Annotated in this window: 18 protein-coding genes; 7 read left to right on the top strand and 11 right to left on the bottom strand. The window is 63.5% G+C overall.

From position 1 onward, the window contains the following. Nucleotides 1–3: 3 nt before the first annotated feature. The 4 genes from M3465_RS11245 to M3465_RS11230 all read right to left on the bottom strand — a co-directional run bounded on the left by M3465_RS11245 (nucleotide 4) and on the right by M3465_RS11230 (nucleotide 3,836). On the bottom strand, nucleotides 4–1,131 hold the full coding sequence (locus M3465_RS11245; protein ID WP_249501839.1) for a carboxylate-amine ligase: 1,128 nt from the start codon (nucleotides 1,129–1,131) through the stop codon (nucleotides 4–6). Nucleotides 1,132–1,181: 50 nt separating this feature from the next. Next, nucleotides 1,182–1,622, bottom strand: coding sequence for a hypothetical protein (locus tag M3465_RS11240; RefSeq protein ID WP_249501838.1), 441 nt, complete (start codon nucleotides 1,620–1,622; stop codon nucleotides 1,182–1,184). A 153-nt stretch (nucleotides 1,623–1,775) separates the two neighbouring features. Beyond that, nucleotides 1,776–2,225 (bottom strand): hypothetical protein, encoded by a 450-nt coding sequence (locus tag M3465_RS11235; protein WP_249501837.1) that lies wholly within the window; start codon nucleotides 2,223–2,225, stop codon nucleotides 1,776–1,778. 111 nt (nucleotides 2,226–2,336) lie between these two features. Beyond that, nucleotides 2,337–3,836, bottom strand: coding sequence for a CoA-acylating methylmalonate-semialdehyde dehydrogenase (locus M3465_RS11230; protein ID WP_249501836.1), 1,500 nt, complete (start codon nucleotides 3,834–3,836; stop codon nucleotides 2,337–2,339). 101 nt (nucleotides 3,837–3,937) lie between these two features. Between M3465_RS11230 and M3465_RS11225 the strand changes: the two genes are divergently transcribed. The 3 genes from M3465_RS11225 (at nucleotide 3,938) to coaD (ending at nucleotide 5,908) form a co-directional block, all read left to right on the top strand. Continuing rightward, nucleotides 3,938–4,840 (top strand): LysR family transcriptional regulator, encoded by a 903-nt coding sequence (locus tag M3465_RS11225; protein ID WP_502846113.1) that lies wholly within the window; start codon nucleotides 3,938–3,940, stop codon nucleotides 4,838–4,840. A gap of 55 nt (nucleotides 4,841–4,895) precedes the next feature. After that, a complete protein-coding gene (locus M3465_RS11220) occupies nucleotides 4,896–5,330 on the top strand; it encodes a CBS domain-containing protein (RefSeq protein WP_249501835.1) in 435 nt (144 codons plus the stop codon). 83 nt (nucleotides 5,331–5,413) lie between these two features. Further along, entirely contained in the window at nucleotides 5,414–5,908 is a 495-nt protein-coding gene (coaD, locus tag M3465_RS11215) for a pantetheine-phosphate adenylyltransferase (RefSeq protein ID WP_249501834.1), read from the top strand. Between the two features lie 69 nt (nucleotides 5,909–5,977). Here coaD and M3465_RS11210 read toward each other — a convergent pair whose 3' ends face one another. From M3465_RS11210 to gap (M3465_RS11195), 4 genes are all read right to left on the bottom strand, one after another. Next, nucleotides 5,978–6,142, bottom strand: coding sequence for a hypothetical protein (locus M3465_RS11210; protein ID WP_249501833.1), 165 nt, complete (start codon nucleotides 6,140–6,142; stop codon nucleotides 5,978–5,980). A 157-nt stretch (nucleotides 6,143–6,299) separates the two neighbouring features. Beyond that, nucleotides 6,300–7,301, bottom strand: coding sequence for a type I glyceraldehyde-3-phosphate dehydrogenase (gap, locus tag M3465_RS11205; protein ID WP_249501832.1), 1,002 nt, complete (start codon nucleotides 7,299–7,301; stop codon nucleotides 6,300–6,302). Between the two features lie 90 nt (nucleotides 7,302–7,391). Then, nucleotides 7,392–7,535 carry a hypothetical protein gene (locus tag M3465_RS11200; RefSeq protein ID WP_249501831.1) on the bottom strand — a complete coding sequence of 48 codons (144 nt, stop codon included), beginning with the start codon at nucleotides 7,533–7,535 and terminating at the stop codon, nucleotides 7,392–7,394. 157 nt (nucleotides 7,536–7,692) lie between these two features. Further along, nucleotides 7,693–8,697 (bottom strand): type I glyceraldehyde-3-phosphate dehydrogenase, encoded by a 1,005-nt coding sequence (gene gap / locus M3465_RS11195; RefSeq protein ID WP_249501830.1) that lies wholly within the window; start codon nucleotides 8,695–8,697, stop codon nucleotides 7,693–7,695. A gap of 244 nt (nucleotides 8,698–8,941) precedes the next feature. Here gap (M3465_RS11195) and M3465_RS11190 point away from each other — a divergent pair, with 244 nt between their 5' ends. Next, nucleotides 8,942–9,901 (top strand): DUF808 domain-containing protein, encoded by a 960-nt coding sequence (locus M3465_RS11190; protein WP_249501829.1) that lies wholly within the window; start codon nucleotides 8,942–8,944, stop codon nucleotides 9,899–9,901. 46 nt (nucleotides 9,902–9,947) lie between these two features. Beyond that, nucleotides 9,948–10,256 (top strand): N-(5'-phosphoribosyl)anthranilate isomerase, encoded by a 309-nt coding sequence (locus M3465_RS11185; RefSeq protein ID WP_249501828.1) that lies wholly within the window; start codon nucleotides 9,948–9,950, stop codon nucleotides 10,254–10,256. Between the two features lie 159 nt (nucleotides 10,257–10,415). On the opposite strand, the gene tkt is transcribed toward M3465_RS11185, so the two are convergent. Beyond that, nucleotides 10,416–12,461 carry a transketolase gene (gene tkt / locus M3465_RS11180; RefSeq protein ID WP_249501827.1) on the bottom strand — a complete coding sequence of 682 codons (2,046 nt, stop codon included), beginning with the start codon at nucleotides 12,459–12,461 and terminating at the stop codon, nucleotides 10,416–10,418. A 238-nt stretch (nucleotides 12,462–12,699) separates the two neighbouring features. Here tkt and M3465_RS11175 point away from each other — a divergent pair, with 238 nt between their 5' ends. Together M3465_RS11175 and M3465_RS11170 are read left to right on the top strand one after the other, a co-directional pair. Next, entirely contained in the window at nucleotides 12,700–13,248 is a 549-nt protein-coding gene (locus M3465_RS11175) for a hypothetical protein (protein WP_249501826.1), read from the top strand. Beyond that, nucleotides 13,248–13,652 carry a cell division protein ZapA gene (locus M3465_RS11170; RefSeq protein WP_249501825.1) on the top strand — a complete coding sequence of 135 codons (405 nt, stop codon included), beginning with the start codon at nucleotides 13,248–13,250 and terminating at the stop codon, nucleotides 13,650–13,652. The genes M3465_RS11175 and M3465_RS11170 overlap by 1 nt, the downstream gene beginning before the upstream one ends. Before the next feature lie 78 nt (nucleotides 13,653–13,730). Here the strand turns inward: M3465_RS11170 and grxD are convergent, their stop codons facing one another. Further along, a complete protein-coding gene (grxD, locus tag M3465_RS11165; RefSeq protein WP_249501824.1) occupies nucleotides 13,731–14,093 on the bottom strand; it encodes a Grx4 family monothiol glutaredoxin in 363 nt (120 codons plus the stop codon). Continuing rightward, the gene (locus M3465_RS11160) at nucleotides 14,086–14,232 is read right to left on the bottom strand and encodes a hypothetical protein (protein WP_249501823.1); all 147 of its coding nucleotides are present in this window, start codon (nucleotides 14,230–14,232) and stop codon (nucleotides 14,086–14,088) included. The genes grxD and M3465_RS11160 overlap by 8 nt, the downstream gene beginning before the upstream one ends. Between the last annotated feature and the right edge of the window lie 4 nt (nucleotides 14,233–14,236).

Genomic DNA, 14,236 nt, shown 5'->3' with positions numbered 1-14,236 from the left:
CTTTCACAGCCCCTCGTGAAAGGCTTCCACAAGGTGGCGCACCACCGCCTGCATCTGCCCCGCCGCATCGGCGCCGGCCTCTTTCGCGCGGGCATGGGCCGCGCGCTGATGGATGCTGGCATTGCCCTTCCGGACGAGATCGCGCGCCCGTTCGATCTCGCGGGCGCAGCCGAGGATACCGGCATCCTCTTCGACCAAGGCGATGATTTCACCTACCAACTCGTCCATCGGGACGATGGCGCCGCGGCCGAAATCGATCAGCCCGTCGGTGACCCCATAGCGTTGCGCGCGCCAGCGGTTTTCGTCGATCAGGAACGGGTCGTAGCGCCGCCAGCGCTGGTTGCGGATGCGCAGCCGCCAAAGCATCCGCAGCAGGCACTGGTTCAGCGCGGCGAGCGTCAACGTATCCTCGAGCCGGGGCTGCACATCCATGATGCGCGTCTCCAGCGTCGGGAAGCGGCAAGAGGGGCGCAGATCCCACCAGATTTTCGAGGCGTCCTCGATCAGCCCCAGATCGACCAGTGCGGAGACCGAGCGTTCGAAATCCGCCCAATTGTCGAATTGCGGCGGCAGGCCGGTGCGGGGCAGGTTGTCGAAGACCGAAATGCGGTAGGAGGCGAGCCCGCTATCCTGCCCCTGCCAGAAGGGCGAGGAGGTGGACAGTGCCAGCAGGTGCGGCAGGAAATAGGCCAGTTGCCCCATCAGATCGGCACGCAGCGCATCGTCGCCAAGCCCGACATGCACATGCATGCCGCAGATCAGCATGCGTCGCACCACCCCGGCAAGCGAATTGTCGAGATCCTCGTAGCGGTCCTTCTCGGTGCGGGCCTGGGTTTTCCAGTCGCCGAACGGATGGCATGAGGCGGCGATCGGGGCGAGGTTATGCTGGGCGGCGCAGCGGGCGACCGTGCTGCGCAGGCGCTTGAGATCGTCGCGAGCCGCATCGATATCGGCGCAGACCTTGGTGCCGATCTCGATCTGGCATTGCAGGAATTCGGGGCTGACCTGATCTTCGAGTTCCGCCGTGCAGGCGCGCATCAACTCCTCTGGAGCTTCCGCCAGCTCGAAACTGTCGAGATCGACAAGCAGGTATTCCTCTTCGATTCCAAGGCTGAATTCCGGCTCCTGCATCTTCTCTCCTCAGGCTGGATGTTCGCAGTTTAGCCGTTTCGTGATGCCTGTCACCCGTGCTGCGACGTCGGCGAGCTGGCATTCGGGAAAATCTCGCAAAGCGCGCGGTGCGGAAGCCCGAGGACGTTGAGTGCGGCCTCTTCCGTCTCAAGGATGACGGCAGTCACGTAATGCTCCGCTTCCCACGCATTACAGGCAAGGGACGCCGCCCGGCGCGACAGCGGACAATCGGCGAGGTAGATGACCATCGTGTCGGCTTCCTGCAGGACAAGATTTTCGGCCTTGTTCGCCTCGAGCGCCATGACGGCAGCGAGATCGGGATCCATCTCGACGATCCCGCGCAGATCGATCACATGCCGCTGGCCGGGTCGCATGTGGGGGTGATCCATGTATTCGCGAAACGAAACGAGGCTTTCGGAAACCTTCATCGTAACGGAATACCGGGTGTAAACGAGGTTGAACAGGGGCAGGATCTGGAAGCTGACAGGCATAAATCTCACGAAAAAAATGGGCAGGTCGAAACCCGCCCAGTCTTTACGAAATTCGCATGGCAATCAATCGAGTGCGTCGGGCGACGCGTCCTCGATCCTATTTACACGCCAGTATTCCGCGCCCGCTATGCCCGGCCAGCGGTTCAGATAGGCTTAATCCAGGATGCAATCGGCCAGACAGGCCGCGAATACGATATTCGGGCCGGTATGGCAGGAATCGAAAATACCCGCATCGTCACCGCAGCTTTCCGCGTCGTTGTCCTGAAGCTCCTTGTAGCAATCGTTGGTGCAACTTTTGGGAAGGTTCGGTTCTATGGCGAACGCCGCTGGGGCGGTGTTGATCGGAGATGTCACGGCGGTGAGCAGGCTGCGCTCTGCCGGTTGCATGTCGTCCCCCCGCTCCGCCAAAGCGGCCCAGTGCCGGATGCGCGAAAGATAATCCGACAGGGCAAGATCCTCTTCGGTGGTCTTGGCGGCGAGCGTGTCGAGTCTGGAGAGCAGGGAGGCGCCGGTATCTGCCGATTGTGCGTCGGCAGCAGGGCCGAAAGCGAAAAGGCTGACTGCAGCGAGGGCGGCTGCCCGGAAATGATTTGAAAAGACCATGATATGAAATCCTTGATTGAAGGAGCCTATCATACCACGTAACGACCCATTTCCCGGAGCCTTGGCGCCGGTACGGGCAGGATCGGCGCTATCGCGCCGATCCCTCGCAGATCAGTCCATTGCCTTGAAGTTGAACTCTCCGCCTTCCTTGATGCCGGAGGGCCAGCGCGAGGTGACGGTCTTGGTCCGGGTGTAGAACTTGAAGGCATCCGGCCCGTGCTGGTTCAGGTCACCGAACATGGATTTCTTCCAACCGCCGAAGGTGTGATAGGCCAGCGGCACCGGGATGGGCACATTCACACCGACCATGCCGATGTTGATGCGGTTGGCGAAATCGCGGGCCGCATCGCCGTCGCGGGTGAAGATCGCTGTGCCGTTGCCGTATTCGTGATCCATGGCCAGTTGGATGGCCTCTTCGTACGAGCCTGCGCGCACGGTCGACAGGACGGGGCCGAAGATTTCCTTGCGGTAGATGTCCATATCGGGCGTGACGCGGTCAAAGAGGTGCGGGCCGAGGAAAAACCCGTCTTCATAGCCTTGCAGGCTGAAATCGCGCCCATCGACCACCAGTTCCGCGCCCTGATCGACACCGGACTGGATCAGGCCCAGGATGTTCTGCTTGGCGGCGGCGGTGACGACCGGGCCGTAATCTACGTCGTCGCCCGCCGTGTAGGGGCCGACCTTCAGCTTCTCGATGCGCGGCACCAGCTTTTCGATCAGCTTGTCGGCGGTTTCCTCGCCCACCGGGACCGCGACCGAGATCGCCATGCAACGCTCGCCCGCCGCGCCGTAACCGGCACCGACCAGCGCGTCGGCGGCCTGGTCCATATCGGCGTCGGGCATGATGATCATGTGGTTCTTGGCACCGCCGAAGCACTGCACGCGCTTGCCGTTGGAACAGCCCTTGCCGTAGATATATTCGGCGATCGGGGTCGAGCCGACGAAACCGATGCTTTGCACCACCGGGTGATCGAGCAGCGCATCGACCGCTTCCTTGTCGCCATTGACAACTTGTAGAATGCCCTTGGGCAGGCCGGCTTCCTCCATCAGCTCGGCCAGCATCAGCGGCACCGAGGGATCGCGCTCGGAGGGTTTGAGGATGAAGGCATTGCCGCAGACGATGGCGGGCGCGAACATCCACATCGGGATCATGGCGGGGAAGTTGAAGGGCGTGATGCCGGCGGTAACGCCCAGGGGCTGTTTCATCGAATACATATCGATGCCAGGCCCGGCGCTGTCGGTATACTCGCCCTTCAGCATCTGCGGCGCGCCGATGCAGTATTCCACAACTTCCAGCCCGCGCTGCACATCGCCCTTGGCATCGGGCAGGGTCTTGCCATGCTCGCGGCTCAGCGCCTCGGCGAGCTTGTCCATGTCGCGGTTGAGCAGGCGAACGAACTCCATCATCACACGCGCGCGGCGCTGTGGGTTGGTGGCGGCCCAGGCAGGCTGCGCGGCGGCGGCGATCTCGACCGCCTTTGCGACTTCGTCCTTCGAGGCGAGGGGGCATTTGGCCTGCACCTCGCCCGTCGCCGGATTGAAGACGTCCGATGTGCGGCCTGATGTGCCTTCGACATGGGCGCCGTCGATGTAATGGGTCAACTCATGCATGGGATCCTCCTTTGGGGCTTCGGGCGCAGGTTAGTCTTGCAAAAATGCGGGGAAAAGGGGCAATCTTCCAAAGAGGTTTTGCGTTTTTGCAAAGGATGCCGATGGAAAGCTGGGACGATCTGCGCATTTTCCTCGCGGTTCTGCGGAGCGAAACGCTCTCGGGCGCGGGGCGCGCCTTGCGGATGGATGCCGCGACGGTGGGGCGGCGCATCGCCCGGCTTGAAGAGAGAGTAGGGCAGGCGCTTTTCGTCAAAAGCCCGCGCGGCTATGCGCTGACGGATGCAGGAACGCGGCTCGTCGCCCCTGCCGAGGATGCCGAGCGCGCGATGCAGGGCGCGGCTTCCGCGCTGGACGGTGATGCGGAAACGCTTTCGGGCCAGATCCGCATCGGCGCGCCGGATGGCTGTGCGAATTTCGTCCTGCCGAGGGTGCTGGCCGATCTGGGGCAGGCGCATAGGGGGCTGGATTTGCAGATCGTCGCCCTGCCGCGTGTGGTCAACCTGTCACGACGCGAAGCGGATATGGCGATCACCGTCAGCCCGCCCGCCGCCGCGCGGCTGTCCTTCCAGCGGATCTCCGATTACCACCTGCACCTCGCCGCCAGCCGGACTTATCTCTCCGGTGCGCCGCCCCTGAAGGCGCCGGCCGATCTGCGCGCGCATCGCATCGTCGGCTACATCCCCGACATGATCTTCGACAAGGAGCTCGACTATCTCAGCGATCTGGGGCTGGACCGCGTGGCGCTCGCGTCGAACTCCGCCTCGGTGCAATTGAACCTGCTGCGCCGGCATGGCGGCATCGGGGTCGCGCATGATTTCGCGCTGCCCTTCGCGCCGGGGGTCGAGCGGGTTCTTGCCGGTGAAGTCTCCTTCAAGCGCAGCTTCTATCTGGTGCGCCATGCCGAGGATCGGCGGCTCGACCGGATCAGCCGCTTCGCGCGCGCATTGGTGCAGGCGGTCCGCAGCGAGGTGTCGCGGCTTGAGGCTCTGGCTGGAAACACTTGACATGCTCCCGCGCTCTGGGAACGCTGGGGTGACACGGGATCGGAGGACCACCACAATGCAAGTGCACCACATTCTCAAAAGCAAGGCCACGGATGCGGTCGTTTCGGTCAAGTCCGACACCGCCATCGCGGAGGTAGCGAAGATCCTCGCTGAAAAGCGTATCGGCACGGTGGTGATCTCCGATGATGGCGAAAAGGCGCTCGGCATCCTCTCGGAGCGCGATATCGTGCGCGAGCTTTCGCGGCAGGGCGCGGGGTGCCTTTCCGAACCGGCGAAGGCCTATATGACATCGGAACTTGTGACCTGCGCACGCAATGACGACGCAGACCACATCCTCGCGCAGATGACCGAAGGCCGCTTTCGCCATATGCCGGTGGTCGAGGAGGGCAAGATGGTCGGGCTCATCACCATCGGCGACGTGGTCAAGGCGCGGCTAACGGAACTCGCGATGGAAAAGAGTGCCCTCGAAGGCATGATCATGGGCCATTGAACGGGTTTTTCGGCGGATCGGCTTGATCCGCCGCCCGCTCCGGTGCCATTCAGGCGCGAGACGGCACTATTCGGAGGGCGCCCATGCGCATCGGTCTTTATCCCGGAACGTTCGATCCGATCACCCTGGGCCATGTGGATATCATCCGCCGCGCCAGCGTTCTGGTGGATCGCCTTGTGATCGGCGTTGCGATCAACCGTGACAAGGGTCCGCTCTTCGATCTCGAAGAGCGGGTCGAGATGATCGAGGCCGAATGCCGGACCCTGTCCGGGCAGACCGGGATCGAGCTTGTCGTGCATCCGTTCGAGAACCTGCTGATCGATTGCGCCAATGACGTGAACGCGACGCTGATCGTGCGCGGGCTGAGGGCGGTCTCGGATTTCGAATACGAGTTCCAGATGGTCGGCATGAACCGTGCACTGGACGACGATATCGAAACCGTCTTTCTCATGGCCGAAGCGCGGCACCAGGCGATCGCCTCGAAACTAGTCAAGGAAATCGCGCGACTGGGCGGCGATGTCAGCAAGTTCGTCACGAAACCCGTGCAAGATGCGTTGGCGGGGAAGTTCGGAACCTGAACCGGGCGTCTTGAACGACAAAGCCGCGCGAAGACGCGCGGCAGGGTGGCGTCGGCGAGGCCGCTTGGGTCAGATCCCGTAAACAGCCTTGCGCGCGATTTTTTCCGCATCGCCCGGATAGATGTCCAGATCGAGCGCGACATCGCGGGGCATCGCCCGGATCTCGCGAACCGTGCGGTTATAGGCGGCCCGCTTGTTCAGCCGGGCGCGCAGGGAAGACATGAATTGGGCCATCGTCAGTCCTTTCTTGCTCTGGCGTCATATGTTCGCGCTAACGAACACGCGAGACAGATAACCATGCTGCGGCGCAGCACAAGCGCCCGGACCGAATAGGCGGGTTGCAATTGATGCAAGGGTCAGGAGGGGCGGCGCGAAACCGCCCCTGCCCGGATCAGATGAGCTTGCCCATCGCCACGGCGGTATCGGCCATGCGATTGGAGAAGCCCCATTCATTGTCATACCAGGTCAGGATTCGCACCATCGTGCCGTCCATCACCTTGGTCTGATCGGTGGCGAAGATCGAGGAATGGGGATCGTGGTTGAAATCCGAGGAGACCAGCTTGCGGTCGGTATAGCCGAGAATGCCCTTGAGCTTGCCATCCGCCGCGCTGCGGATCGCGTCGTTGATCTCATCCAGGCTGGTGTCGCGCGACGCGGTGAAGGTCAGATCGACGACCGAGACATTCGGCGTCGGCACGCGGATCGCCACGCCGTCGAGCTTGCCGTTCAACTCGGGCAGGACAAGCCCCACCGCCTTGGCCGCGCCGGTGGAAGTCGGGATCATGCTGAGCGCGGCGGCGCGGGCGCGGTAGAGATCCTTGTGCATCGTGTCGAGCGTCGGCTGGTCGCCGGTATAGGAATGGATCGTCGTCATGAAGCCGCGCTCGATCCCGATGGCCTCGTTCAGGACATAAGCCACCGGCGCGAGGCAATTGGTCGTGCAGGAGGCGTTCGAGACGATATGGTCATCGGCGGTCAGCGTCTCGTGGTTGACGCCATAGACAATGGTCTTGTCCGCATCCTTGCCCGGAGCCGAAATCAAAACGCGACTGGCGCCGTTTTCCAGATGCGCCTGCGCCGCGTCTTTCGAGGTGAAGATGCCGGTGCATTCCAGCACCACATCCACGTCGGACCAAGGCAGATCGGCGGGATTGCGCTCTGCCGTGACCTTGATCGGGCCGCGCCCCACATCGATGCTGTCTTCCGAGGTTTTGACCTCGGCGGGAAACCGGCCGTGAACGCTGTCGAATTGCAGCAGATGGGCATTCGTCTCGACGGGGCCGAGATCGTTGATCGCGACCACCTCGATATCCGTGCGGCCGGATTCGATGATCGCGCGCAGGATGTTGCGGCCGATGCGGCCAAATCCGTTGATGGCAACTTTCGTGGTCATATCCTCTTTCCTCGCTTGATCGGCGGAGCCGCCGGTTGCGTTACCGCTAACAATCGCGCGCGGCGCATGCAAGTCAAGACCGGATCCGGCCTAGCGCCAGAACGCCACCCAATCGAGCAGATCGAGACCCTTGGCCGCAAGAAACAGCGCGCCATCGCCGCCGCTGACGGCAAGATCGACCGCGATGCCCGCAAGGATCAGCGTTCCCAGCCCGATCGCGATACTGTTGGTCATGAAGCCCTCGGTCCTGCGTTTGGCACGATCCTGACAGAGCGCCGCCGTATTGTCACGCCCGATCCGGGCCGCTGCGCAGGGTCTTTTCTTCAAAGAAAAGACCCGGATGCGTCGACGCATCCGGGCCCGCGATCACCGTGGCTCGGTTTGGACAGAGTCAGTGCAGAAGCCGACCCATTGCACCGGCGACATCGGCCATGCGCGCCGAGAAGCCCCATTCGTTGTCATACCAGGCCAGCACGCGCACCATGCGCTTGCCGACGACCTTGGTCTGGTCCGGCGCGAAGATCGAGCTGTGCGTGGTGTGGTTGAAATCGATCGAGACCTTGGGTTCGGGATCATAGGACAGCACCGTGCCCATATGCGTCGCCGCAGCCTCGCGAACCACCTCGTTGACGTTCTCGACGGTCACGTCCTTGCCTGCATAGAAGGTCAGATCGACCGCCGAGACATTCGGCGTCGGCACACGCATGGCGGAACCGTCGAGCTTGCCCCTGAGGTTCGGCAGCACTTCGCCAAGCGCCTTTGCCGCGCCGGTCGAGGTCGGAATCATCGCCATCGCAGCGGCGCGGGCGCGGTAGAGATCCTTGTGACGCCGGTCCAGCGTCGGCTGATCGCCGGTATAGGAATGGATCGTCGTCATGACGCCGCTCTCGATGCCGATGGCCTCGTCCAGCACCTTGGCCAGCGGTGCAAGGCAATTCGTCGTGCAGGAGCCGTTCGAGATCATCACGTCCCCCGCCGCAAGATCGCGGTGGTTGACGCCGTAGACAACGGTTTTCTGCACGTTTTTCGCAGGTGCCGAGATCAGAACCGATTTCGCGCCGCGCTCCATATGGATGCCGGCCTTGTCGCCATCGTTGAACTTGCCCGTGCATTCCAGCACCACGTCGCAGCCGGACCAGTCGAGCTCGGACGGATCGTAGGTCGAGAACACCTTCATCGGGCCGCGCCCGAGATCCATCGTGTCGCCGCTCACCTTCACGTCGCCGCCGAACCGGCCATGCACGCTGTCATAGCGCAAAAGATGGGCGTTGGTCTCGATCGGGCCGGTGGCGTTGATCTTCACCACCTGAACGTCATTGCGCGAGCTTTCGGCGATATGTGCCAGCGTGGAGCGGCCGATCCGCCCGAACCCGTTGATCCCAAGTGTGACTGTCATGACCCATCTCTCCTGCAAGATTCTCCGCCCGCTATAGCGTCGGAGATTGGGTGGCGAAAGGCAAAAACCGTTTTTCTACAGGATGTTAGCGATAAACGTCGCGCGCCGGCGCCTGCTTGCGCTAACACGCGCGCGTGATCTGCGGAAACGGATCGGCACGTCCGGCGTTGGGTGCAGGATGCTGCACGCTGGCGGCGCGCGCGCCGAGACGTTAGGCTTTGAGGCGCATGGACGGGAGACGAAGATGAGCGGATTGCTTGCCCTTTTGGACGATGTGGCCGGGATCGCGAAGATCGCGGCGGCCTCGGTGGACGATGTGATGGGGCAGGCGATGAAGGCCGGATCGAAGGCCGCCGGCGCGGTGATCGACGATGCCGCGGTGACGCCGAAATATGTCTCGGGCTTCGAGGCGAGCCGCGAGCTGCCGATCATCTGGCGCATCGGGCGCGGGTCGATCATCAACAAGCTGGTGTTTCTTTTGCCGGTGGGGCTCGCGCTTTCCAACTTCGCGCCCTGGGCCATTCCGCCGCTGCTGATGCTCGGCGGGGCGTATCTTTGTTTCGAAGGCGCGGAGAAGATCGCGCATGCGCTTTTCTCCAGCGGCGGTCACGATCCGGGGCCGGATGGCAGCCACGCCATCGGAGATCCGGCCCATCTGGAGGAACAGAAGATCAAGGGCGCGATCAAGACCGATTTCATCCTGTCGGCCGAGATCATGACCATCGCGCTGTCGGCCATCCCGCAAAGCACGTTCTGGATGGAGGCCGCGACACTTGCCGCGGTGGCGGTGATGATCACGCTGGCGGTCTATGGCAGCGTCGCCTTGATCGTGAAACTCGACGATATCGGGCTTTGGCTGGCGCAGAACGGACGGCTCGGCGCGACGCGCGGGTTCGGCCGGGGGGTCGTGCGCGCGATGCCGAAACTGCTCAAGGCGCTGACGGTGATCGGCACGGCGGCAATGCTCTGGGTGGGCGGCAATATCATCGTGCACGGTCTGGCCGAACTGGGCTGGGCCGCGCCGGAGCACGTCATCCACGACATCGCGGTCGCGATTTCGGGCGGCGGCGGCGGGTTCGGCCAATGGGCGGCGATCGCGGCGATGGACGGCGTTCTGGGGCTGGCGCTGGGGCTTGTGCTCATCCCCATCGGCACGAAGTTGGTCGCCCCGATCTGGCGCGCGATCATGCCCTCGGGGATCTAGAACGCGCATTAACCGATCCTAAATCTTCGCGCGGTTAGATCGCGTCATGACCATACCTGCTTATCTCGAATCGGAAAACTGGGTCCGCAACGTCTTCTCCGCCAAGGCGGTGGGCCGGGGCGGCGTCCTGCATCGCGCGGTGCGCGATGTGGAACGCTATGTCGGGCGCGAGGCGTTCGCTCAGGAAGTGCTCAAACGCGGCTTCACACTTGTCGAAAACGGCGATCAATTCGTCATCTTCTGCAACCGCGATCCCGTGCGCCTGATCGTGGACCGTGACCCTCCGCCACTGTCGGAACGGGCGCGGCCGGTCTTCCGGCGGGCCGCGCCGGAGGGCGCCGCGCCTCACCGCTGAGCGGCAAGGCGGGCCAGACCGAATTGCGCTTCCGCATCCCGCGCGACATGCGAGCGGGTCACGGTCAGCGCTTCGGCGAAGCAAGCGCAAAAATGCGGCGACGCATTTTCTTCGATGCGTTGACGCATCGACACCCTGGGCCCATCGCGGCGCCCGAAGTCAAACGCGCGGATCGGGTTGCCAATGTCCGGCGACGAGGTCGCGCACTTTTTGAGCGACAGCGTCCGCCGTGATCCCGAACTCTTCATAGAGCTTGTCCGCCGGGGCCGAGGCACCGAAGCCGTGCATCCCGACGAAGCCCGATTTCTCGCGCTTGCCGCGCTCGCCGAAGAGCCAGCGATCCCAGCCGAAGCGCATGCCGGCCTCGATGGCCACGCGAACCGGGCCGCCGGGCAGCACGCGCTTGCGATACTTCTCGTCCTGTTCCTCGAAGAGCTCCCAGCACGGCATCGAGACCACGCGCGTGCCGATCCCTTCATCCTGCAGAATGTCCCGCGCGGCCATCGCGATCTCGACCTCGGAGCCTGTCGCCATCAGGATCGCCTGCCGCTTGCCCTCCGCATCGGCCAGAACATAGGCGCCCTGCGCGGTGAGATTCTTGGTCTTGTGCTCGGTCCGCACCGTCGACAGCCCCTGCCGGGTGAGCGACAGCACCGAAGGCGTGGCCTTCTGCGTCAGCGCGATTTCCCAGGCCTCCGCCGTTTCCACCGTGTCGGCGGGGCGGAAGACAAGCGTGTTCGGCGTCGCGCGGCTGATCGCCAGATGCTCGACCGGCTGGTGCGTCGGGCCGTCCTCGCCAAGGCCGATGCTGTCATGGGTCATCACGAAGACCGTCGGCACCTTCATCAGCGCGGCAAGGCGCATTGCGGGGCGGGCGTAGTCGGTAAAGCACATGAACGTGCCGCCATAGGGCCGGATGCCGCCATGCAGCGCCATGCCGTTCATCGCCGAGGCCATGCCATGTTCGCGGATGCCCCAATACATGTAGCGGCCCTTGCGGTTGCCCACATCGAACACATCCAGATCGCCGGTTTTCGTGTTGTTCGAGCCGGTCAGATCGGCCGAGCCGCCGAAGGTTTCCGGCAGGATCGGGTTGACGACCTCCAGCACCATTTCCGAGGACTTGCGCGTTGCCACCTTGGGCGCCGTTTCGCTGACCTGCTTTTTCAGTGCCTTGATTGTCGAGGACAGCTTTTTCGGCGCGTCGCCGGCCATCGTGCGGGCGAATTCCGCCTGTTTCGAGGAAGACATGCCCTCCAGCCGTTCCTGCCACGCCTTGCGCGCGTCCGCGCCGCGGCGGCCAATCTCTTCCCAGGCGGATTTGATCTCCGAGGGCACTTCGAACGGGCCGGTGGTCCAGCCCCATTCGGCCTTTGCGGCGGCGTTCTGGTCGGCATCGGTAAGCGCGCCGTGGCCCTTAGAGGTGTCCTGCGCCGCATGGCCGAGCGCGATATGCGTCTTGCAAGCGATCATCGAGGGGCGATCGTCCTTTTTGGCCGCCGTGATCGCAGCGTCGATGGCGGCGGGGTCATGCCCGTCGATCTCCTGGACATGCCAGCCGGAGGCTTCGAACCGCGTCACCTGATCGGTGCAATCGGACAGATCGACCTTGCCGTCGATGGTGATGTTGTTGTTGTCCCAGAAGACGATCAGCCGCGAGAGTTTCTGCCGTCCGGCGATGCCGATGGCCTCGTGGCTGATACCTTCCATCAGGCAACCGTCACCTGCGATCACATAGGTATGGTGATCGACCAGCTTCTTGCCGAACCGCGCGCGCAGGGCTTCTTCGGCCATCGCGAAGCCGACGGAATTTGCGATGCCCTGACCGAGCGGGCCGGTCGTCGTCTCGATGGCGCGGGCGAGGAAATTCTCGGGGTGCCCGGCGGTTTTCGCGCCCCATTGGCGGAAGTTCCTGATTTCCTCCAGCGTGATCTCCGGATCGCCCGTCAGGTAAAGCAGGGAATACAGCAGCATCGAGCCGTGGCCCGCCGAAAGGATGAACCGGTCGCGGTCGTGCCAATCGGGATGGGCGGCGTCGAATTTCAGGTGGTTCTGGTAAAGAACGGTGGCAACATCGGCCATGCCGATCGGCATTCCGGAATGGCCCGAATTTGCTTCGGCCACGGCATCCAGCGTAAGGGCGCGGATCGCGGCGGCCTTGGTCCAGTGGTCAGGGTTCTGCGCTTTGAGGGTCTCGATATCCACGTGCCATACGTCCTTGTCGTCAGGAGAGGAAGGTCAGTCACGGCGCTCAATAGCAGCGTCGCGGCAGAGTTCAAGGCGCAGCCCCGCGCATGGCGCGCGAAGGGGGGCGCATTTCTGCCGCCGGGTTGTTAAACTTTCACATCAAGAGAACCGAGCGATTCGTTTCGGAAGAACGGAAAAAATCCCGGATTGCCGCGCCAGACCGCGGCGGCGCGCCGGAAAAGCAGGGATCAGGCAGATGACCCAGATCGACGATTTGCAACACCGCATCACCGCGGCGCTGGACCGTGTGGCGCAAGGCGTCGCACGGATCGAGGCGCGCGCGGCCGAAGCGTCTCCCGCCCCGGCCGGGCAGGCATCGGAGCCGGATGCCGAGGAGGTGTCACGGCTGCGCGAGGCGCTCGAGGAAGAGAAGCTTGCCAATGCGCAGCTCGAGGAACGGGTGCGCAAGCTGCGCGAGACGCATCGGCAGGAACTCGACGCGGCGCGGGCCGAGGCCGCACCTCAGCCTTCGAGCGAAGCGGCGCCGGCAATGGACATCGCGGCGCTCGATCAGGAAATGCAGCGGTTGCGCAAGGCCAACGAGATGCTGCGCGCCACGAATGAGGAATTGCGCAGCGCGCTGGCCGAGAATGTCGGCGAGCCGCATCTGATCAACAAGGCGATGCTGGCCGAGCTCGAAGGGCTGCGCGCCGAGCGCGCGGTCGAGGCGGCCGAGACGCAAGCGGTCCTTGCCTCGCTCGCGCCGTTGCTCGAAGAGGCGGCAATTGAACAGGAGGCGACGTGATGCCGGAGATCGAGATCACCATCGGCGGCCGCAATTTCGACGTGGCCTGCCAGGAAGGCGAGGAACAATATCTGCTCTCTGCCGCGCGGATGCTGGATATCGAGGCGCAGGTGCTGGGCCAGCAGGTCGGGCGCATCCCGGAATCGCGGATGCTCTTGATGGCCGGGCTCATGCTTGCCGACAAGACCGCCGGGCTGGAGGACAAATTGCGCGAACTGGAAGACCGCGCCGCCGCCTATCAGGCCGAGCTGCGAAGTCTGAAGGACGCGCCGCCGCCCGAGCCGGATCGCATCGAGGTGCCCGTGGTGCCCACCGAAGTCACCGAGACCCTGCAGGAGATCGCCGCTCGGACCGAGGCGCTTGCCCGCGATGTCGAGGAGAAGGCCGGGCAGGAGCCGTCCTGATCCACAGACCCGCGAGGGCTCAGATACAAAAAACGGCGCCTCGTTGGGCGCCGTTCGTCGTTTCGGGGAGCGGTCCGTTCAGGCGTTCGCTTCGCGGATTTTCTCGGCGGCGTCCTTGTCATAGGCCACGCCGTTTTCCTCGAACAGTTTGTCGAGCTCGCCCGAGAGCGTCATTTCTGTGATGATGTCGCACCCGCCGACGAACTCGCCCTTGACGTAAAGCTGCGGAATGGTCGGCCAGTCCGAATAGTCCTTGATGCCCTGCCGGATCGCCTCGTCCTCGAGCACGTTCACATCCTTGTAGTCGATGGCCATGTAGTTGAGCACCCCGGCCACGCGGCTCGAGAACCCGCATTGCGGCATCGCCTTTGTGCCCTTCATATACAGCACCACATCGTTCGCTTTGACGGTGTCCTCGATCTGCTGTTTGGCGTCAGTCATTGTCTTGCTCCATCTCTTCGCGGCGTTTCCGATCACGCCGAATGTAGGGCATCGTCGCCCCAAAGGTAATCACCCCCACGATCGCCAGCGCGGCAAGAACCGGCCAGCTGTTGGCGAGGATGCTCAGCACCCGGTCCAACGGA

It is taken from the genome of Marivita sp. GX14005 (assembly GCF_023370775.1).
Lineage (GTDB): Bacteria > Pseudomonadota > Alphaproteobacteria > Rhodobacterales > Rhodobacteraceae > Marivita.
This window is presented reverse-complemented; position numbering and strand designations above follow the sequence as displayed.